Below are 16,522 nucleotides of genomic sequence, written 5' to 3' on the forward strand. Positions count from 1 at the left end.
AAATTAACAATGACAACACAAAACTTCCTCGCCGAGATCGGCACAGAAGAGTTGCCACCGAAGGCACTCAAAAAATTAGCGACCGCATTTGCGGAGAATGTTGAAGCGGAATTAAACCAAGCTGGTTTGAGCTTTGACAAAGTGGAATGGTTTGCGGCACCACGCCGTTTAGCGGTGAAAGTATTGGGGCTTGCGACTAGTCAGCCAAGCAAAGAAGTGGAAAAACGTGGTCCGGCGGTGTCGGTAGCGTTTGATGCGGAAGGTAAGCCGACCAAAGCAGCGGAAGGCTGGGCGAAAGGCTGTGGCATTACCGTTGAGCAAGCGGAGCGTATTGCTACCGATAAAGGCGAATGGCTGGTTCATCGTGCGGTGATTGAAGGTCAGCCGACCAAAAACTTGTTAGTCGGTATGATTAGCAATGCGTTGGCGAAATTGCCTATCCCGAAAACAATGCGTTGGGGCGATAAAACCGAGCAGTTCGTGCGTCCGGTTCACACGGTGACCTTATTGTTGGGCGATGAGCTGATTGAAGGCGAAATTTTAGGTATTGCAAGTGGCACGACTATTCGTGGTCACCGTTTCTTAGGCGAGCGTGAGTTCCAAATCAGCCACGCCGATCAATACCCTGCTTTGTTGAAAGAAAAAGGCTCAGTGGTTGCGGACTTCAACGAGCGTAAAGCGTTAATTCTTGCAAAAGCACAGGAAAAAGCGACCGCTTTAGGTGGCGTGGCGGATATTGAAGAAGATTTGTTAGACGAAGTGACTTCTTTGGTGGAATATCCGAACGTGTTAGCGGCGAAGTTTGAAGAGCGTTTCCTTGCCGTGCCTGCGGAAGCCTTGGTTTACACAATGAAAGGCGACCAAAAATACTTCCCGATTTATGATAAAGACGGAAAACTTTTACCGCACTTTATCTTTGTGTCGAACATCAACCCTGAAGATCCAAGCAAAATCATTGAAGGGAATGAAAAAGTGGTGCGTCCACGTTTGACCGATGCGGAATTCTTCTTCAAAACCGACTTAAAACAACGTTTGGAAGATCAGTTACCACGTTTAGAAACCGTGTTGTTCCAACAACAACTTGGCACGTTGCGTGACAAAACCGCTCGCATTGAACAACTGGCAGGCGAAATTGCAAAACAAATCGGTGCTGATGAAACCAAAGCGAAACGTGCCGGCTTGTTGTCGAAATGTGATTTAATGACCAATATGGTGTTTGAATTTACCGATACGCAAGGCGTAATGGGTATGCACTATGCTCGTCACGATGGCGAAGATGAAGAAGTGGCGGTAGCGTTGAACGAACAATATATGCCACGCTTTGCAGGCGATGAATTACCGAAATCACTGGTGGCAAGTTCTGTTGCATTGGCGGATAAATTCGATACGCTCACGGGGATTTTTGGTATCGGTCAGCAACCAAAAGGCAGTGCCGACCCATTTGCTTTACGCCGTGCGGCACTCGGTGCGTTACGCATTATTGTTGAGAAAAACTTACCGCTTGATCTGAGCGATTTAGTGGCGACTTCTGCGAAATTATTTGGCGACAAGCTCACCAACACGAATGTTGTGGAAGAAGTGGTAGACTTTATGCTCGGTCGTTTCCGTGCGTGGTATCAAGATGAAGGCATTGCGGTGGACGTTATCCAAGCGGTACTCGCTCGCCGTCCAACTCGTCCTGCAGACTTTGATGCCCGTGTGCGTGCGGTGTCGCATTTCCGTACTTTAGACAGTGCAGAAGCATTGGCAGCAGCGAATAAGCGTGTGAGCAACATTTTAGCGAAAGTAGAAGGCGAAATCTCATCAGAAATCGACCGCACTTTATTAGTGGAAGCGGAAGAAAAAGCCCTTGCAGAACAAGTAATTGCATTACAAGCAGAGCTTGCGCCACTATTTGAAAAAGGCGAATATCAAACCGCACTTGACCGCTTAGCCGGTTTACGTGAAGTGGTGGATAACTTCTTTGATAAAGTGATGGTTAATGCCGAAGATCCAAAACTTCGTCAAAACCGTCAAGCAATTCTGAACAACTTACGTAACTTGTTCTTACAAGTGGCGGATATTTCGTTGTTGCAGTAATCGATTGATTATTCAAATTTAGCCCTGTTTTTGCAGGGCTTTTTTCTTGTAAAATCAACCTACGCAAACGTTTCCCTTTATTCCAAATTTCCTTTATAATACGCGCGATTAAAAGGCGATAAGCCTTCCCAGTTTCTTATGAATTCTCAATTAAACAAGGAAATTCCTATGTTCCAAATCTTTCGTGGCTCTGCCGCTTTGTCTGACTTCCGTTTAAACCAACTTGCAACGCGTTTTCAAAATGCCAATTTGCCGGTGAAATCTTGCTATGCAGAATATATGCATTTTGCGAATTTATCCGCAGCATTATCTGCAGAAGAAACCCAAGAACTTGAAGAATTATTACATTACGGCCCAACCTTGGCGCAACATGAACCGAAAGGGGAATGTTTTGTGGTGATTCCACGTGTTGGCACCATTTCATCTTGGTCATCAAAAGCAACGGATATTGCGCACAACTGTGGTTTGGAAAAAGTGATTCGCCTTGAGCGCGGTTTAGCATTCTACTTTGAATTTGACCGCACTTTGACTGCAGATGAAGAAGATAAACTACGTTCGCATATTCATGACCGCATGATGGAAAGCGTAGTGCGTAAAGCAGAAGACGCAGCGAAATTATTTGAACAGCAAGAGCCAAAACCATTTACTACTGTTGATGTGTTGAATGGTGGTCGCAAAGCATTAGAAACGGCGAATGTGAATTTAGGTTTGGCGTTGGCGGATGATGAAATTGATTATTTAGTGGAAAATTTCACCGCACTTGGTCGCAATCCTGTGGATATTGAACTTTATATGTTTGCCCAAGCCAACTCAGAACACTGCCGTCATAAAATCTTTAATGCAGACTGGGTAATTGACGGTGAAAAACAAGAAAAATCTTTGTTCAAAATGATCAAAAACACCTTCGAGAAAACGCCTGAATATGTATTGTCCGCTTATAAAGACAACGCTGCGGTTATGGAAGGTTCAAAAGTAGGGCGTTTCTTCCCTGATCAAGATGGTCAATATCGTTATCACAACGAAGACGCGCATATTTTAATGAAAGTGGAAACTCACAACCACCCAACAGCCATTTCGCCATTCCCAGGCGCGGCAACGGGGTCGGGCGGTGAAATTCGTGATGAAGGTGCAACAGGTCGTGGTGCAAAACCAAAAGCAGGTTTAGTCGGTTTCTCCGTGTCTAACTTAGTGATTCCAGGATTTGAGCAACCTTGGGAAGCACCGCTCTCTAAACCAAGTCGTATTGCCTCTGCATTAGATATTATGATCGAAGGTCCACTAGGCGGCGCCGCATTTAATAACGAATTTGGTCGCCCGGCATTATTAGGTTATTTCCGTACTTATGAAGAAAAAGTCAACAGTTTTGGTGGCGAGGAAGTTCGTGGTTACCATAAACCAATTATGTTGGCAGGCGGCATCGGTAATATTCGCGCAGAACATGTGCAAAAAGGCGAAATCCCGGTTGGTGCTAAATTGATCGTATTAGGCGGTCCTGCCATGAACATCGGTTTAGGCGGTGGTGCGGCGTCATCAATGACTTCAGGTAAATCAAAAGAAGATTTAGATTTTGCGTCTGTACAACGTGATAACCCGGAAATGGAACGCCGTTGTCAAGAGGTTATCGACCGTTGTTGGCAAATGGGCGCAGACAACCCGATTTTATTTATTCACGATGTTGGCGCAGGCGGTTTATCTAATGCAATGCCTGAGTTAGTTCATGATGGCGGTCGTGGCGGTAAATTTGAATTACGCAACATTTTAAGTGATGAGCGCGGTATGTCGCCATTGGAAATTTGGTGTAATGAATCACAAGAACGTTATGTCTTAGCGGTTTCACCGGAAAAATTGCCATTATTTGAAGAACTTTGCCAGCGTGAACGCGCGCCTTATGCAGTAATTGGCGAAGCCACACAAGAAGAGCATTTAACCCTAAGCGATGCGCATTTTGGTAACAATCCCATTGATTTACCGATGAACGTATTATTGGGTAAAACACCGAAAATGACCCGAAATGTGGCATCAAGTGCGGTGGAAAATGCGCCGGTTTCACAAGATGGCATTAGCATTAAAGACGCTTTACATCGCGTGTTGCGTTTGCCTGTGGTGGCAGAAAAAACTTTCTTAATTACCATTGGCGACCGTTCCGTCACAGGGATGGTGGCGCGTGATCAAATGGTGGGGCCATGGCAAATTCCGGTTTCGGATGTGGCAGTGACCACGGCGTCTTTGGATAGCTATCACGGTGAAGCCATGTCAATGGGCGAGCGTGCCCCTGTGGCGTTGTTAGATTTCGGTGCGTCAGCGCGTTTAGCGGTAGCCGAGTCAATTACCAATATTGCCGCAACCAATATTGGCGATATTAAACGCATTAAATTATCGGCGAACTGGATGTCTGCGGCAGGTCACAAAGGCGAAGATGCAGGACTTTATGAAGCGGTGAAAGCGGTGGGTGAAGAACTTTGCCCAGCCTTAGGTTTAACTATTCCTGTGGGCAAAGACTCGATGTCAATGAAAACCACGTGGAATGAAAATGGCGAACAAAAAACCGTAACTGCGCCGTTGTCATTGGTTATTTCCGCCTTTGCCCGCGTAGAAGATGTACGCAAAACCGTTACCCCACAATTGCGCACCGACAAAGGCGACAGCCGTTTATTGTTAATTGACTTGGGCGAAGGCAAAAATCGTCTTGGCGCGACCGCACTTGCACAAGTTTATAAACAACTAGGGGATAAACCGGCGGATGTAGTGAATGTGGTGAACTTAAAAGGTTTCTTTGACGCTATGCAAACCTTGGTTCAACAAGAAAAATTATTGGCTTACCACGACCGCTCAGACGGTGGTTTAATTGCCACATTGGCTGAAATGGCATTCGCGGGGCATTGCGGTGTTTCTGTAGACATTAGTGCGTTGGGCGATAATGATTTGGCCGTGTTGTTCAATGAAGAATTAGGTGCGGTTATCCAAGTTCGCGAAAGCGATCTCAATACTGTGCGTGCGGTATTGGAACAACATGGTTTACTTGGCTTAACCAAAGAATTAGGTTCGGTACAAGCGAATGATGCTTTCGAAATTAAACGTGGCACACAGGTATTACTCAGCGAAAAACGTTCTGAGTTGCGTGGAATTTGGGCAGAGTTAACTCACCAAATGCAACGTTTACGCGATAACCCGGCTTGTGCAGATCAAGAATTTGCCGCGAAAAAAGAACCGAATGACAAAGGGTTCAGCGCGCATTTAACTTACGATATCAACGAAGATATTGCGGCACCATATATCGCCAAAGGCGTTAAACCGCGCATTGCAATTTTACGTGAACAAGGTGTGAACAGCCATGTGGAAATGGCAGCTGCCTTTGACCGCGCAGGTTTTGAAGCGATTGACGTACATATGAGCGACTTACACGCCGCTCGCCGTAACTTAAAAGATTTCAATGCCTTAGTAGCTTGTGGCGGTTTTTCTTACGGTGACGTGCTTGGCGCAGGTGGCGGTTGGGCAAAATCGGTGTTATTTAACACCGCACTTCGCGATCAATTTGAAACCTTCTTCAATCGTGAAGATACGCTAGCGATTGGTATTTGTAACGGTTGCCAAATGTTATCGAACCTAGCGGAAATTATCCCGGGGACAGAAAACTGGCCGCGCTTTGTGCGTAATACGTCAGAACGCTTTGAAGCGCGAGCAGCCTTGGTGCGTATTAACGAGAGCAATTCTGTATGGTTCCAAGGGATGGCCGGATCCCATATGCCAATCGCAGTGTCTCACGGTGAAGGTCGTGTAGAATTTAAACATGATGCTCAACTTCAAGGCTTACGTGAGCAAGGTTTAATCGTGGCGCAATTTGTGGATAACAATATCCAACCGACAGAAATGTACCCGGCGAACCCGAACGGCTCGGTGGATGGTATCACTGCATTGAGTAACGCCAACGGACGTGTAGCCATTATGATGCCACACCCGGAACGCGTATTCCGTACGGTCAGCAACTCATGGCACCCTGAAGATTGGAATGAAGATGGTGCTTGGATGCGATTATTCCGCAATGCACGTGTTGCGTTGAAATAATCAATATCGCTAATAAAAACACCGCACTTTAATTCGAAGTGCGGTGTTTTTTTACATCGTTTTTAAGCTTGTTTGGTAGAGGCTTTTAAAAGAATATAACCCAAGACTGCAGAGACGCAAGACCCCATTAAAATGCCAAGTCTTGATAATGTCGTCATGGTGCTATCTGATTCACCACCAAATGCCAGTCCTGAAAGGAACATAGACATGGTAAATCCAATTCCGCACAAGACTGCAATGGCAAAAATTTGTTTGAAATTAATACCATCCGGCAGTTTGGCAATACCGAGTTTTACCGCAAGATAGCAGAAACTAAATACCCCAAGTGGTTTGCCTAAGAATAAACCTAAGGCAATACCTAAAGGTAAGGCGGACATTATGGTGTCTGCGTTAATATTGCCTAGAGACACCCCCGCATTTCCGAAAGCAAATAATGGCAAAATAAAGAAGGCACTCCAAGGGGCAAGAGCGTGTTCAAATTGATGCAATGGACTTTCGCCGGTGCGATCTTTGAGCGGAATACTAAAGCCGATGATCACGCCCGCAAGGGTGGCGTGAACGCCTGATTTTAATACGGATGCCCATAAAATCGACCCTACAACAAAATAAGGGGCAATATGTCCGATTTTGAAACGATTTAGAGTGAATAAGCCGACAATGGCGATGGCGGCAAACATCAGCGCTTGCAGACTCAATTCTTCGGAAAAGAATAGCGCAATCACCACGATAGCCCCCAAGTCATCAATAATCGCTAATGCCAACAAAAAAACTTTCAGCGCCGTAGGAACTTGCTTGCTTAATAAGGCCACAATCCCTAAGGCAAAGGCGATATCCGTTGCCATCGGAATTGCCCAACCATTGTGCAGTTCAGGGTTGTTTTGTGTCATTAACCAATAAACGCCTGCAGGGATTAACATTCCTCCTAGAGCAGCAATGGCGGGGAAAACCGCTTTTTGTACGCTGGAAAGAGAACCTTCAAAGATCTCACGTTTTACTTCCATGCCCACCAGAACAAAGAACACCGCCATAAAGCCATCGTTGATCCAGTGGATTAAGGTTTTATGAATAATGAATGAGCCAAATTGAATGGCAACAGGAATATCGAGAAAATTAAAGTAAGTGGTTTGCAATCCTGAGTTGGCGAACACCATTGCCAATAGGGCAAAAGCAAGCAGTAAAATACCGCTAGCGGATTCCATTTTGAAAAAATCTTGGATGAACTTCAGCATAAAAATAACTCTCCTAAAAATATCATGTAAAAGGATACTATCACAAGTAGGGGGGGATTTGTTAAAAGTTTGTGATAGCCATTGTTGATAGCCATTAGTTGAATGGCAGGCGGAAATGGTCCATGGTTCGACAAGCTCACCAACCGTGGTTCGACAAGCTCACCAACCGTGGTTCGACAAGCTCACCCAATGCCATTTCTGCTTTATGGAATGATGAAATACGCAAGGTTACAGCAATAATTTACCCTGATTTTCTTGTAAGATTTTCACCGCACGTTCTTTATCTAAATTCCCCAAAATCATCATGATGGCTAATTTAGCGTTACCCTCTGCCGTTTGTAGCATTTTTTCCGCGGTTTCTTTTGAACATTCTGTGGCTTGCATAACAATTCGAATGGCGCGCGCGCGTAGCTTTTCATTGCTGGCTTGTACATCGACCATTAAATTTTGGTAGCATTTTCCCATTAGTATCATGCTGGCTGTTGTGAGCATATTGAGTACTAATTTTTGCGCTGTGCCTGATTTCATGCGGCTTGAGCCGGTTAGCACTTCCGCGCCCACTAGGGTTTCAATGGCAATATCGGCGATATTTGCCATAGCAGAATTCGGGTTGCTGGCAATGGAAATTGTGACTGCGCCCAATTCTTTCGCATAGTCCAAACCGCTCAAAACATAAGGCGTGCGTCCGCTGGCGGCAATGCCCACTAATACGTCTTTAGCACTAAATTCAATGGCTTGTAAATCTAGCTTGCCTTGTTCGCGGTTGTCTTCTGCGCCTTCAATGGGATGGCGCAAGGCACGTTCACCGCCTGCAATTAAGCCAACGACCATTTCCGGCGACACGCCATAGGTGGGTGGGCATTCAGAGGCATCAAGCACCCCCAAGCGACCACTGGTACCGGCACCCATATAAACCAAGCGTCCCCCTTGTTGAAAGGCAGCGACAATTTTCTCTACCGCTTGAGCAATCTGTGGTAAGCATTTTTCAATCGCGAGCGGAACTAATTTGTCTTCATTATTAATGAGTTGCACAATTTCTAAGGCGGAAGCGCGGTCAATCTGCATTGAGTTTGGATTGCGTTGTTCCGTGATCATTTGCCCTAGTGCTTGCAATAAATTCTGTTCTGTCATGATTTATTCCTTTGGATAAATTACCCCTAAACTCACCGCACTTTTTGCCCCTGTTACCGTTGGGGCGTTGCTAGGCAGATTGTGCATACGCTGATAAGCAAGCCAAGCAAAAGCCGCGGCTTCCACAAAATCCACATGCAAACCGAATTCTGTGGTGGTTGAAACTTGCCACGAAGGCAACAGCGCGCGTAGGCGTTCCATTAAAAGTGCATTATGTGCACCGCCACCACAAACTAATAATCGGCAAGGTAACGGCTGAGTGTGAAAGCTATGCAATTCATTGGCAATGCTGACTGCCGTAAATTCAAGCAAGGTCCGTTGGACATCTTGCGCTAAAAGTGCGGTGTGTTTTGCTAATTTTTTTGTTAACCAAGTTAAATTAAAGAGTTCTCGCCCGGTGCTTTTCGGTGCGGACTGTTGGAAAAAAGGCTCATCTAATAAGTCTGCCAATAATGACGTATTCACATTGCCCGAACGCGCCCAATCGCCATTTTTGTCGTAACGCTGACCTTGATGTTGCTCAATCCAGCTGTCCATTAGTGTATTTCCCGCCCCCACATCATAACCAATAAGCGGCTGATTGGGACTGAGAACGGAAATATTGCTGATCCCCCCAATATTTAACACCACGGTAAAATGCTGATGATCCGCCAAAATGGCTTGATGAAAAGCCGGAACAAGCGGCGCGCCTTGCCCACCCATTGCCATATCCTTGCGGCGAAAATCCCCAATAGTCGTAATACCTGTTTTAGCCGCCACCAAATTCATATCGCCGATTTGCATGGTGAACGGAAAAGTGGAATTGGGGGAATGCCAAATGGTTTGTCCGTGGCAACCAACGGCTTGAATTTGCTGTGCGGAAAGGGACTGAGTAGCAAGAAAACGATTGATGGCATCCGCATAAAGTAGCCCTAACTGATGATCAATTTCCCCTAAATGCTGTAAACGGGTTTCCCCGGAATGTAAAAGTGCGGTCAATTTTTGGCGTAAATTTTCAGGCATTGGGGTAAAATCGCTCGCCACAATTTTAGCGGGCGAACAATCAAAATCCACCAGTGCCAAATCTACGCCGTCCAGACTGGTGCCGGACATAATGCCGATATATAAATTCGTCATTTGTTATTCCGCCTGTTCACTCAAAAAGCCGCCGCTTTGATGTTGCCATAATTTCGCGTATAACCCATTGCGAGCCAGCAATTCTGCATGCGTCCCTTGTTCCACAATTTGCCCTTTATCCAGCACAATTAAGCGATCCATCGCGGCAATAGTGGACAGTCGATGGGCGATGGCAATCACCGTTTTATTTTCCATCATTTTATCGAGACTTTCTTGAATTGCCGCTTCCACTTCGCTATCTAATGCACTGGTCGCTTCATCAAGTAGCAAAATCGGTGCATCTTTTAACATCACGCGTGCAATCGCGATACGTTGACGCTGACCGCCCGATAATTTCACCCCACGTTCTCCCACGTGCGCATCATAGCCACGGCGACCTGCCGCATCGCTTAAAAGCGGAATAAAATCTGCCGCTTCCGCGCGTTTGGCGGCGTTAATCATTTCTTCTTCGGTAGCATTGGGACGACCGTAAATAATATTGTCGCGAACGGAACGATGCAGTAATGAAGTATCTTGAGTCACTAACCCAATTTGGCTGCGCAAACTTTCTTGTTGCACATCAAGCACGTTTTGCCCATCAATGGTAATGGTTCCTGCTTGGGCTTCATAAAAACGCAAAAGTAGGTTTACAATCGTGGATTTGCCCGCCCCTGAACGACCGATTAAGCCGACTTTTTCCCCTGCTTTAATGGTCAAATTAAAATCATTCAACAAGGTTTTTTCAGGGGAATAAGCGAAATGAATATGTTCAAATTTAATTTCTCCTTTGCTGACGCGCATGGGAACCGCATTGGGTTTATCCACAATGGTGTGCGGTTTGGATAGGGTTTGCATCCCGTCATTGACCGTACCGATATTTTCAAATAAACGCGCGGATTCCCACATAATCCAATGGGAAAGCCCGTTTACCCGCAACGCCATGGCGGTTGCCGTAGCAATTGCCCCAACACCAATGGCACCTTGATGCCATAAATAAATGCCCAGCCCCGCGGTAGATAAAGTCAGGAAAATATTGCTCGCATAGGTCAGTACATCCAATCCTGTGGCTAAACGCATTTGAGCGTGAACCGTGATCATAAATTCTTCCATGGAGCGTTTGGCATAGGCGGCTTCACGTTCACCGTGAGAGAATAATTTTACGGTGGTAATATTAGAATAAGCATCTGTTACGCGCCCCGTCATTAAAGAGCGCGCGTCTGCTTGGCGTTCTGCGGTTTTGGCTAATTTAGGAATTAACACATAGAGAATGCCGGCAAAAACAAACATCCACAAAATAAACGGCACCAGCAACCAGCCATCAAAGGCGACTAAGACCATGCCCGAAGTGATAAAGTAAACGCTAACATAAACAACCATATTGGCAACGGTTAATACCGTATCCCGCACGGCAAGTGCTGTTTGCATCACTTTTGCCGATACGCGCCCTGCAAATTCGTCTTGGTAAAAACTCAGGCTTTGCCCTAACATCAAGCGATGGAAATTCCAACGTAAACGCATAGGGAATATCCCTTGCAAGGTTTGTAAGCGCACGGCAGAGGTTAAAAATGTCCAGCCGATACTTAGCAAAAGGACAATAACCATACCGATCAAGTAATGCCCTTTTTCCGCCCAAAGTGTGGCAGGGGAATACGCCCCTAACCAATCAACGATTTTTCCCATAAACTGGAATAACATTGCTTCGATAACACCGACACCAATGGTTAAAAAAGCAAAAAATGCAATCCAAGCTTTAAGCCCATCTAAACTAGACCAAATAAAGCCCCAAAGTCCTTTTGATGGTGTTTGAGGTTCATCATCAGGATAGGCATCAATACGCGCTTCAAACCAAGAAAAAATTTTATTTAACATATGTCTCACATCTCAAGAAATAAAAAAGGCAACGTAAGCAATCTCTCTTAGTTGCCTAAAAGTGCGGTCATTATATCGTTTATTTTCGATATTATGTAGCAGTTGCATAAGACGGTCGTTGAGCCTGTCGAAACGTAAGTCTTGTGCAGTAAACGCTGAAATAGCTTATGGTTCGACAAGCTCACCAACCGCCATTTCAGCTTTGTGTAGGTGTAACATAATACTGTTTATTTTCTATCTAAAAATCATTCCCCGCACCAACAAAATCCGCAAAATCATCAGTATGAAACCCATGAGACATCATATAACGCCAGATTTTTTGTTTGGATTTGGGATCTTGTTTTTGCTGATAGTCAGGGAATTTTTTTCGCAAGACGGACAGCGCAATTTCTGACCAATCTATCTCACTTTCCAACAGCACATCTTCAATCACTTCCGATTGAATACCTTTTAATTGGCGTAATTCTTGTTTAATACGCGCCAAGCCATAGCCACGTTGTGCACGAAAATTAAGATAATTTTCCGTAAAACGATGATCATTTTGCCAATTTTTTTGTTGGCAATGAAGAATGGTTTTTTCTATATCTTCTTCACAAAAGGCTTTTTCTTGCATTTTGCAACGTATTTCAAATTCGCTGTACTCACGGCGTGCCAGTAGGTTGACCACATAACCGAGCGCGAGCGATGAATTTGCATTTTCGGACATCATAAGGTTGTTTAATCAAAGGGATGGATGAATAAAAGTGGTGTTAAGTTGTTGTGTAAAGCAAAAGTGCGGTGAAAAATTACCGCACTTTGGTTTGTTTATTCAAAATCTTCGCCGGCAAAATCATCTTCGGCATCGTCTTTCGCGCCTTCTAAATCGGCGATTAATGCTTTTTCCGGATTGGCTTGGAATTCAGCACGAATACGCGCTTCAAGTTCAGCGGCTTTGGCTGGATTTTCAGATAACCATTTCATAGCATTCGCTTTACCTTGACCGATTTTCTCACCTTCGTAAGAGAACCATGCGCCGGCTTTTTGAACCAATTTTTGTTTTACACCCAGCTCAATGAGTTCACCATTTTTTGAAATCCCTTCACCGTACATAATTTGGAAATCAACGGTACGGAATGGTGCAGCAAGTTTATTTTTCACCACTTTAACGCGCGTTTCGTTACCAATGATTTCATCACCATTTTTCACTGCGCCAACACGGCGGATATCTAAACGAACGGAAGAATAGAATTTTAATGCGTTACCACCTGTTGTGGTTTCAGGGTTACCGAACATCACACCGATCTTCATACGAATTTGGTTGATAAATACCACTAAGCAATTTGATGATTTGATTTGACCTGTCAATTTACGTAATGCCTGTGACATTAAACGCGCTTGTAAACCTACGTGAGAGTCACCCATGTCACCTTCAATTTCTGCTTTTGGCGTCAACGCTGCCACAGAGTCCACGATAATGACATCAATAGCCCCTGAACGAACTAAGGCATCACAGATTTCTAATGCTTGTTCGCCGTTATCGGGTTGCGAAATAAATAATTCTTTAACATCTACACCTAATTTAGCGGCATAAATAGGATCCAGTGCATGTTCCGCATCGATAAAGGCACAGACTTTTCCAGCTTTTTGAGCTTGTGCAATAACGGATAAGGTTAACGTTGTTTTACCTGATGATTCAGGACCGTAGATTTCCACAATACGCCCCATTGGTAAACCGCCGATACCTAAGGCAACGTCTAACCCGATAGATCCTGTTGAAATAGATTCCACATCCAAAGTTTGGGTATCACCCAATTTCATAATTGCGCCTTTACCAAATTGTTTTTCGATTTGACCTAATGCTGCGGCAAGTGCTTTTGCTTTATCGTCTTGAGATGCCATAATAAATTCCTTTATAAATGTCAGAGAGTTGAATGACTGTAAATTTGCGCATATATTATCTGTTATAAAAAACAGTATCAAGTATTTTTTGATCTTTTTTGTTAAATCGTGATCTCAGTTCCAAATTTAGGGAATTGATTGAGAAAATTCTGCAAAATTTGCTCACCATATTCAGAAATATAAGATTCAGGGTGGAATTGCACACCGTAAATAGGCAAGGTACGATGTTGAAACGCCATGATAATCTCATCTTCACAGGTTGCGGTAATTTGCAGCTCTGCGGGGAAATTCACCTCTGAAACCGCCCAAGAATGATATAAACCGATGCGGAATGTGGTGGGTAGCTGCGAAAATAACGGTGACATTGACCGCACTTTCAATTGACGCGCATAACCGTGGCGCACGTCCGTGAGATTGTACAGCGTGGCACCAAAAAATTCGCATAGGGTTTGATGACCAAGACATACCCCTAAAATGCATTTTGTACAGTGATATTGTTCCAGCATGGCAAAGAGTTGCGGGTACGCACGGGGGACATCAGGCCCAGGGGAAATTAAAAGGTGGCTAAAGTTTTCGACCTTATGAAGATTCAGTTGTTCCACATCCACCACATCAAATTCCACATTCAGGCGGCGAATTAAATCCACTAAATTGTAGGTAAAGGAATCGTGGTTATTAATAATAAGTAGGCGTTTCATGGCTTTTCCTAGAAGAACTTTGCGCTCAATTATAAATGATCTTTCCCGAAATTTCGGCTACACTGTGGCATTATTTTGTCCATTTTTCAGTTTAGTATGCGGTTACAACAATTCATTGAACAAGCCAATGCGTGGGGAAAGTCGCGCACGCCCTTTTTCTTTTTAATTGATTTTGAACAACAAAACCCGGTGATTTGCGCTTTTGCACAGGCAGCGGCATCAGGCATTTATTTTGATATCCAAGGAGAGAAAAATGCTTCGCTTTCTGTGGCAAAAAATACCGCACTTTTTCAGCTAAATCCGCAGCCTTTGCCCTTTGCTATTTATAAAAAAGGCTTTGAGTTAGTGCAAACGGCGTTACAAAAAGGGAATTCTTATTTACTGAATTTAACCTATTCTACCCCTATTTCTATCAATTATAATTTGGCGCAAATATATCAATCTTGCCAAGCAAAATATAAATTATTGTATGACAACAAATTTGTCTGTTTTTCCCCGGAATCCTTTGTGCAAATTCGCCATAATCAGATATTGACTTACCCGATGAAAGGAACCATTCGCGCGAATATCACCAATGCCGAACAGTCATTGCTGAATTCAGAAAAAGAGCAATGTGAGCATTATACAATTGTGGATTTAATGCGGAATGATTTAGCCATGGTGGCGCAAAATATTCAGGTTCACCGTTTTCGTTATGTGGAAAAAGTGGGCAATGATGAAAAAGCTGTTTTACAGACAAGTTCGGAAATTGTCGGTGATCTTACAGAAAATTGGCAGGAAAATATTGGATCGATGCTGATTAAGTTATTACCCGCAGGATCGATTAGTGGCGCGCCCAAAGAGAAAACCGTTGAAACTATTCAACAAGCAGAAGGGCAGCCACGTGGCTATTATACGGGGATCTTCGGTATTTTTACGGGCGATAGCTTAGATAGCGCAGTGGCCATTCGTTTTATTGAGCAGCAAGGGGCGCAATTTTATTTTCGTAGTGGCGGCGGTATTACGCGCCATAGTGTGTTGGAAGATGAGTACTTGGAACTACAACAAAAAATCTATGTTCCGATGGAGACACCATGACGAATTTCCCTTTTTTTGAAACCCTTTGCATTGAACAGCAGCAAATAAAAAATTGTGCGTATCATCAACAGCGTTATGAACAGACGTTGCGTCAATTTTACGGTGAAAGTGCGGTTAAAATTCACGATCTTTTTGACATTATTCATCATCAAGCCGATTTCTCAACGCTCTTGGAATTAACACGTTGCCGTGTTGATTACAATGCAACGACCTTTCAAATTCAATTTTTCCCTTATCAACGCCGTAAAATCGCTCGGTTTCAACCGGTGATTTGTGATGAAATTGATTATTCCTTGAAATATTCTGACCGCACTTTGTTAAACCAACTTTTGGCTCAACGGGGCGATTGCGATGAAATTATGATTATCAAGCAAGGCAAAGTGACGGATTGTAGCATTGGTAATTTGGCTTTTCGCTTGGGGGAGCATTGGTTTACCCCGGATAGCCCTTTATTGGCAGGCACACAACGCTGCGCTCTTTTGGAACAGGGTATTTTGCAAGAAATCCCTATTTTTGCCGAAGATGTGCTTAAGTTTGATGAAATTCGCGTGATTAACGCGATGAATGGGTTGGTTTAAAAACCGCAATCAATTCGCTGACTTTATGACGTTTTTTCGGGCTATGACTAATCGAACGTTGCACGCGAATTTTGCGGCATTTTGCGCCACGATAAATTTCACGGGTGAATTTCGTGTCGTGATTTGATATGAGTACCGTTTCGCAGCAATTTTTCGCCAATTCTGCTAACGCCTTTTGATCTTCCGCCGAAAATTCATTGCCTGCGTAGCTGGTAAAATTGCTGTCTTGAATTAATGGCGCGTAAGGCGGATCGCAATAGACCACGCAATCTTGTTCCACTTGTTCAAAAGTGCGGTGAAAATCTTGGCAAATAAAGACCGCACTTTGCGCTTTTTCTGCAAAGAAACGCAGTTCATCTTCAGGGAAATAATGGGTTTTGTATGAACCAAAAGGCACGTTAAATTCTCTTTTGGCATTGTAACGGCATAGTCCGTTGAAGCCAAAACGGTTGAGATAAACAAACAAAACAGAACGCTCAAAAATATCTTGCGACTGATTGAATTCATCGCGGCGTGCATAATAATAAGCGGCACTGTTGGCTTCAGGATGAAAGAAAATGGGTTTTAAGGCGGCAATATAAGCCTCAACATCCTGTTTGACGGTGTTGAATAAATTAATCAAATCCGGGTTGATGTCCGCCAAAATATAACGTTTAAACCGGGTGTTTAAAAAAACGGAACCCGCACCGACAAAGGGTTCAATAAGACAGGACTTGCGTTTGGGCAATAAACGGTTAATTTCGTCCACCACACGTAGCTTACCGCCCGCCCATTTCAAAAATGAGCGGTGTTTTTCAGTTTTCGTTTGGGGACGCTTTGCCATTGA

General features: G+C 44.2%; 12 protein-coding genes. 4 read left to right on the forward strand and 8 right to left on the reverse strand.

Annotated features, from left to right (window positions below; genetic code table 11):
- The first annotated feature begins 9 nt into the window (after positions 1-9).
- Together glyS and purL are read left to right on the forward strand one after the other, a co-directional pair.
- Entirely contained in the window at positions 10-2,079 is a 2,070-nt protein-coding gene (glyS, locus tag E7T07_RS00525) for a glycine--tRNA ligase subunit beta (protein WP_135708986.1), read from the forward strand.
- Between the two features lie 168 nt (positions 2,080-2,247).
- Entirely contained in the window at positions 2,248-6,141 is a 3,894-nt protein-coding gene (purL, locus tag E7T07_RS00530) for a phosphoribosylformylglycinamidine synthase (RefSeq protein ID WP_135708987.1), read from the forward strand.
- Between the two features lie 62 nt (positions 6,142-6,203).
- On the opposite strand, the gene nhaA is transcribed toward purL, so the two are convergent.
- From nhaA to E7T07_RS00565, 7 genes are all read right to left on the reverse strand, one after another.
- Positions 6,204-7,370, reverse strand: coding sequence for a Na+/H+ antiporter NhaA (gene nhaA / locus E7T07_RS00535; protein ID WP_135708988.1), 1,167 nt, complete (start codon positions 7,368-7,370; stop codon positions 6,204-6,206).
- A 228-nt stretch (positions 7,371-7,598) separates the two neighbouring features.
- Positions 7,599-8,501, reverse strand: a complete 903-nt coding sequence (gene murQ / locus E7T07_RS00540; protein WP_135708989.1) for an N-acetylmuramic acid 6-phosphate etherase — start codon at positions 8,499-8,501, stop codon at positions 7,599-7,601.
- A gap of 3 nt (positions 8,502-8,504) precedes the next feature.
- On the reverse strand, positions 8,505-9,617 hold the full coding sequence (locus tag E7T07_RS00545; RefSeq protein WP_135708990.1) for an anhydro-N-acetylmuramic acid kinase: 1,113 nt from the start codon (positions 9,615-9,617) through the stop codon (positions 8,505-8,507).
- Positions 9,618-9,620: 3 nt separating this feature from the next.
- On the reverse strand, positions 9,621-11,465 hold the full coding sequence (locus E7T07_RS00550; protein ID WP_135708991.1) for an ABC transporter ATP-binding protein: 1,845 nt from the start codon (positions 11,463-11,465) through the stop codon (positions 9,621-9,623).
- A gap of 238 nt (positions 11,466-11,703) precedes the next feature.
- The gene (gene recX, locus E7T07_RS00555; protein ID WP_135708992.1) at positions 11,704-12,174 is read right to left on the reverse strand and encodes a recombination regulator RecX; all 471 of its coding nucleotides are present in this window, start codon (positions 12,172-12,174) and stop codon (positions 11,704-11,706) included.
- A 95-nt stretch (positions 12,175-12,269) separates the two neighbouring features.
- Positions 12,270-13,343: a recombinase RecA gene (gene recA / locus E7T07_RS00560; RefSeq protein ID WP_135708993.1), complete on the reverse strand. Its 1,074-nt coding sequence runs from the start codon at positions 13,341-13,343 to the stop codon at positions 12,270-12,272.
- Between the two features lie 101 nt (positions 13,344-13,444).
- Complete coding sequence (locus tag E7T07_RS00565; RefSeq protein WP_135708994.1) at positions 13,445-14,041, reverse strand: anthranilate synthase component II; 597 nt, start codon at positions 14,039-14,041, stop codon at positions 13,445-13,447.
- Positions 14,042-14,137: 96 nt separating this feature from the next.
- On the opposite strand from E7T07_RS00565, the gene E7T07_RS00570 reads away from it, so the two are divergent.
- Both E7T07_RS00570 and E7T07_RS00575 read left to right on the forward strand, forming a co-directional pair.
- Positions 14,138-15,118: an aminodeoxychorismate synthase component I gene (locus E7T07_RS00570; RefSeq protein WP_135708995.1), complete on the forward strand. Its 981-nt coding sequence runs from the start codon at positions 14,138-14,140 to the stop codon at positions 15,116-15,118.
- Positions 15,115-15,696: an aminotransferase class IV family protein gene (locus E7T07_RS00575; RefSeq protein WP_135708996.1), complete on the forward strand. Its 582-nt coding sequence runs from the start codon at positions 15,115-15,117 to the stop codon at positions 15,694-15,696. The genes E7T07_RS00570 and E7T07_RS00575 overlap by 4 nt, the downstream gene beginning before the upstream one ends.
- Here E7T07_RS00575 and E7T07_RS00580 read toward each other — a convergent pair.
- The gene (locus E7T07_RS00580) at positions 15,671-16,519 is read right to left on the reverse strand and encodes a Dam family site-specific DNA-(adenine-N6)-methyltransferase (RefSeq protein WP_135708997.1); all 849 of its coding nucleotides are present in this window, start codon (positions 16,517-16,519) and stop codon (positions 15,671-15,673) included. The two genes, E7T07_RS00575 and E7T07_RS00580, sit on opposite strands and share 26 nt — an antisense overlap.
- Positions 16,520-16,522 lie beyond the last annotated feature (3 nt).

The organism is Actinobacillus porcinus, assembly GCF_901764995.1.
Classification (GTDB): Bacteria; Pseudomonadota; Gammaproteobacteria; order Enterobacterales; family Pasteurellaceae; genus Exercitatus; species Exercitatus porcinus.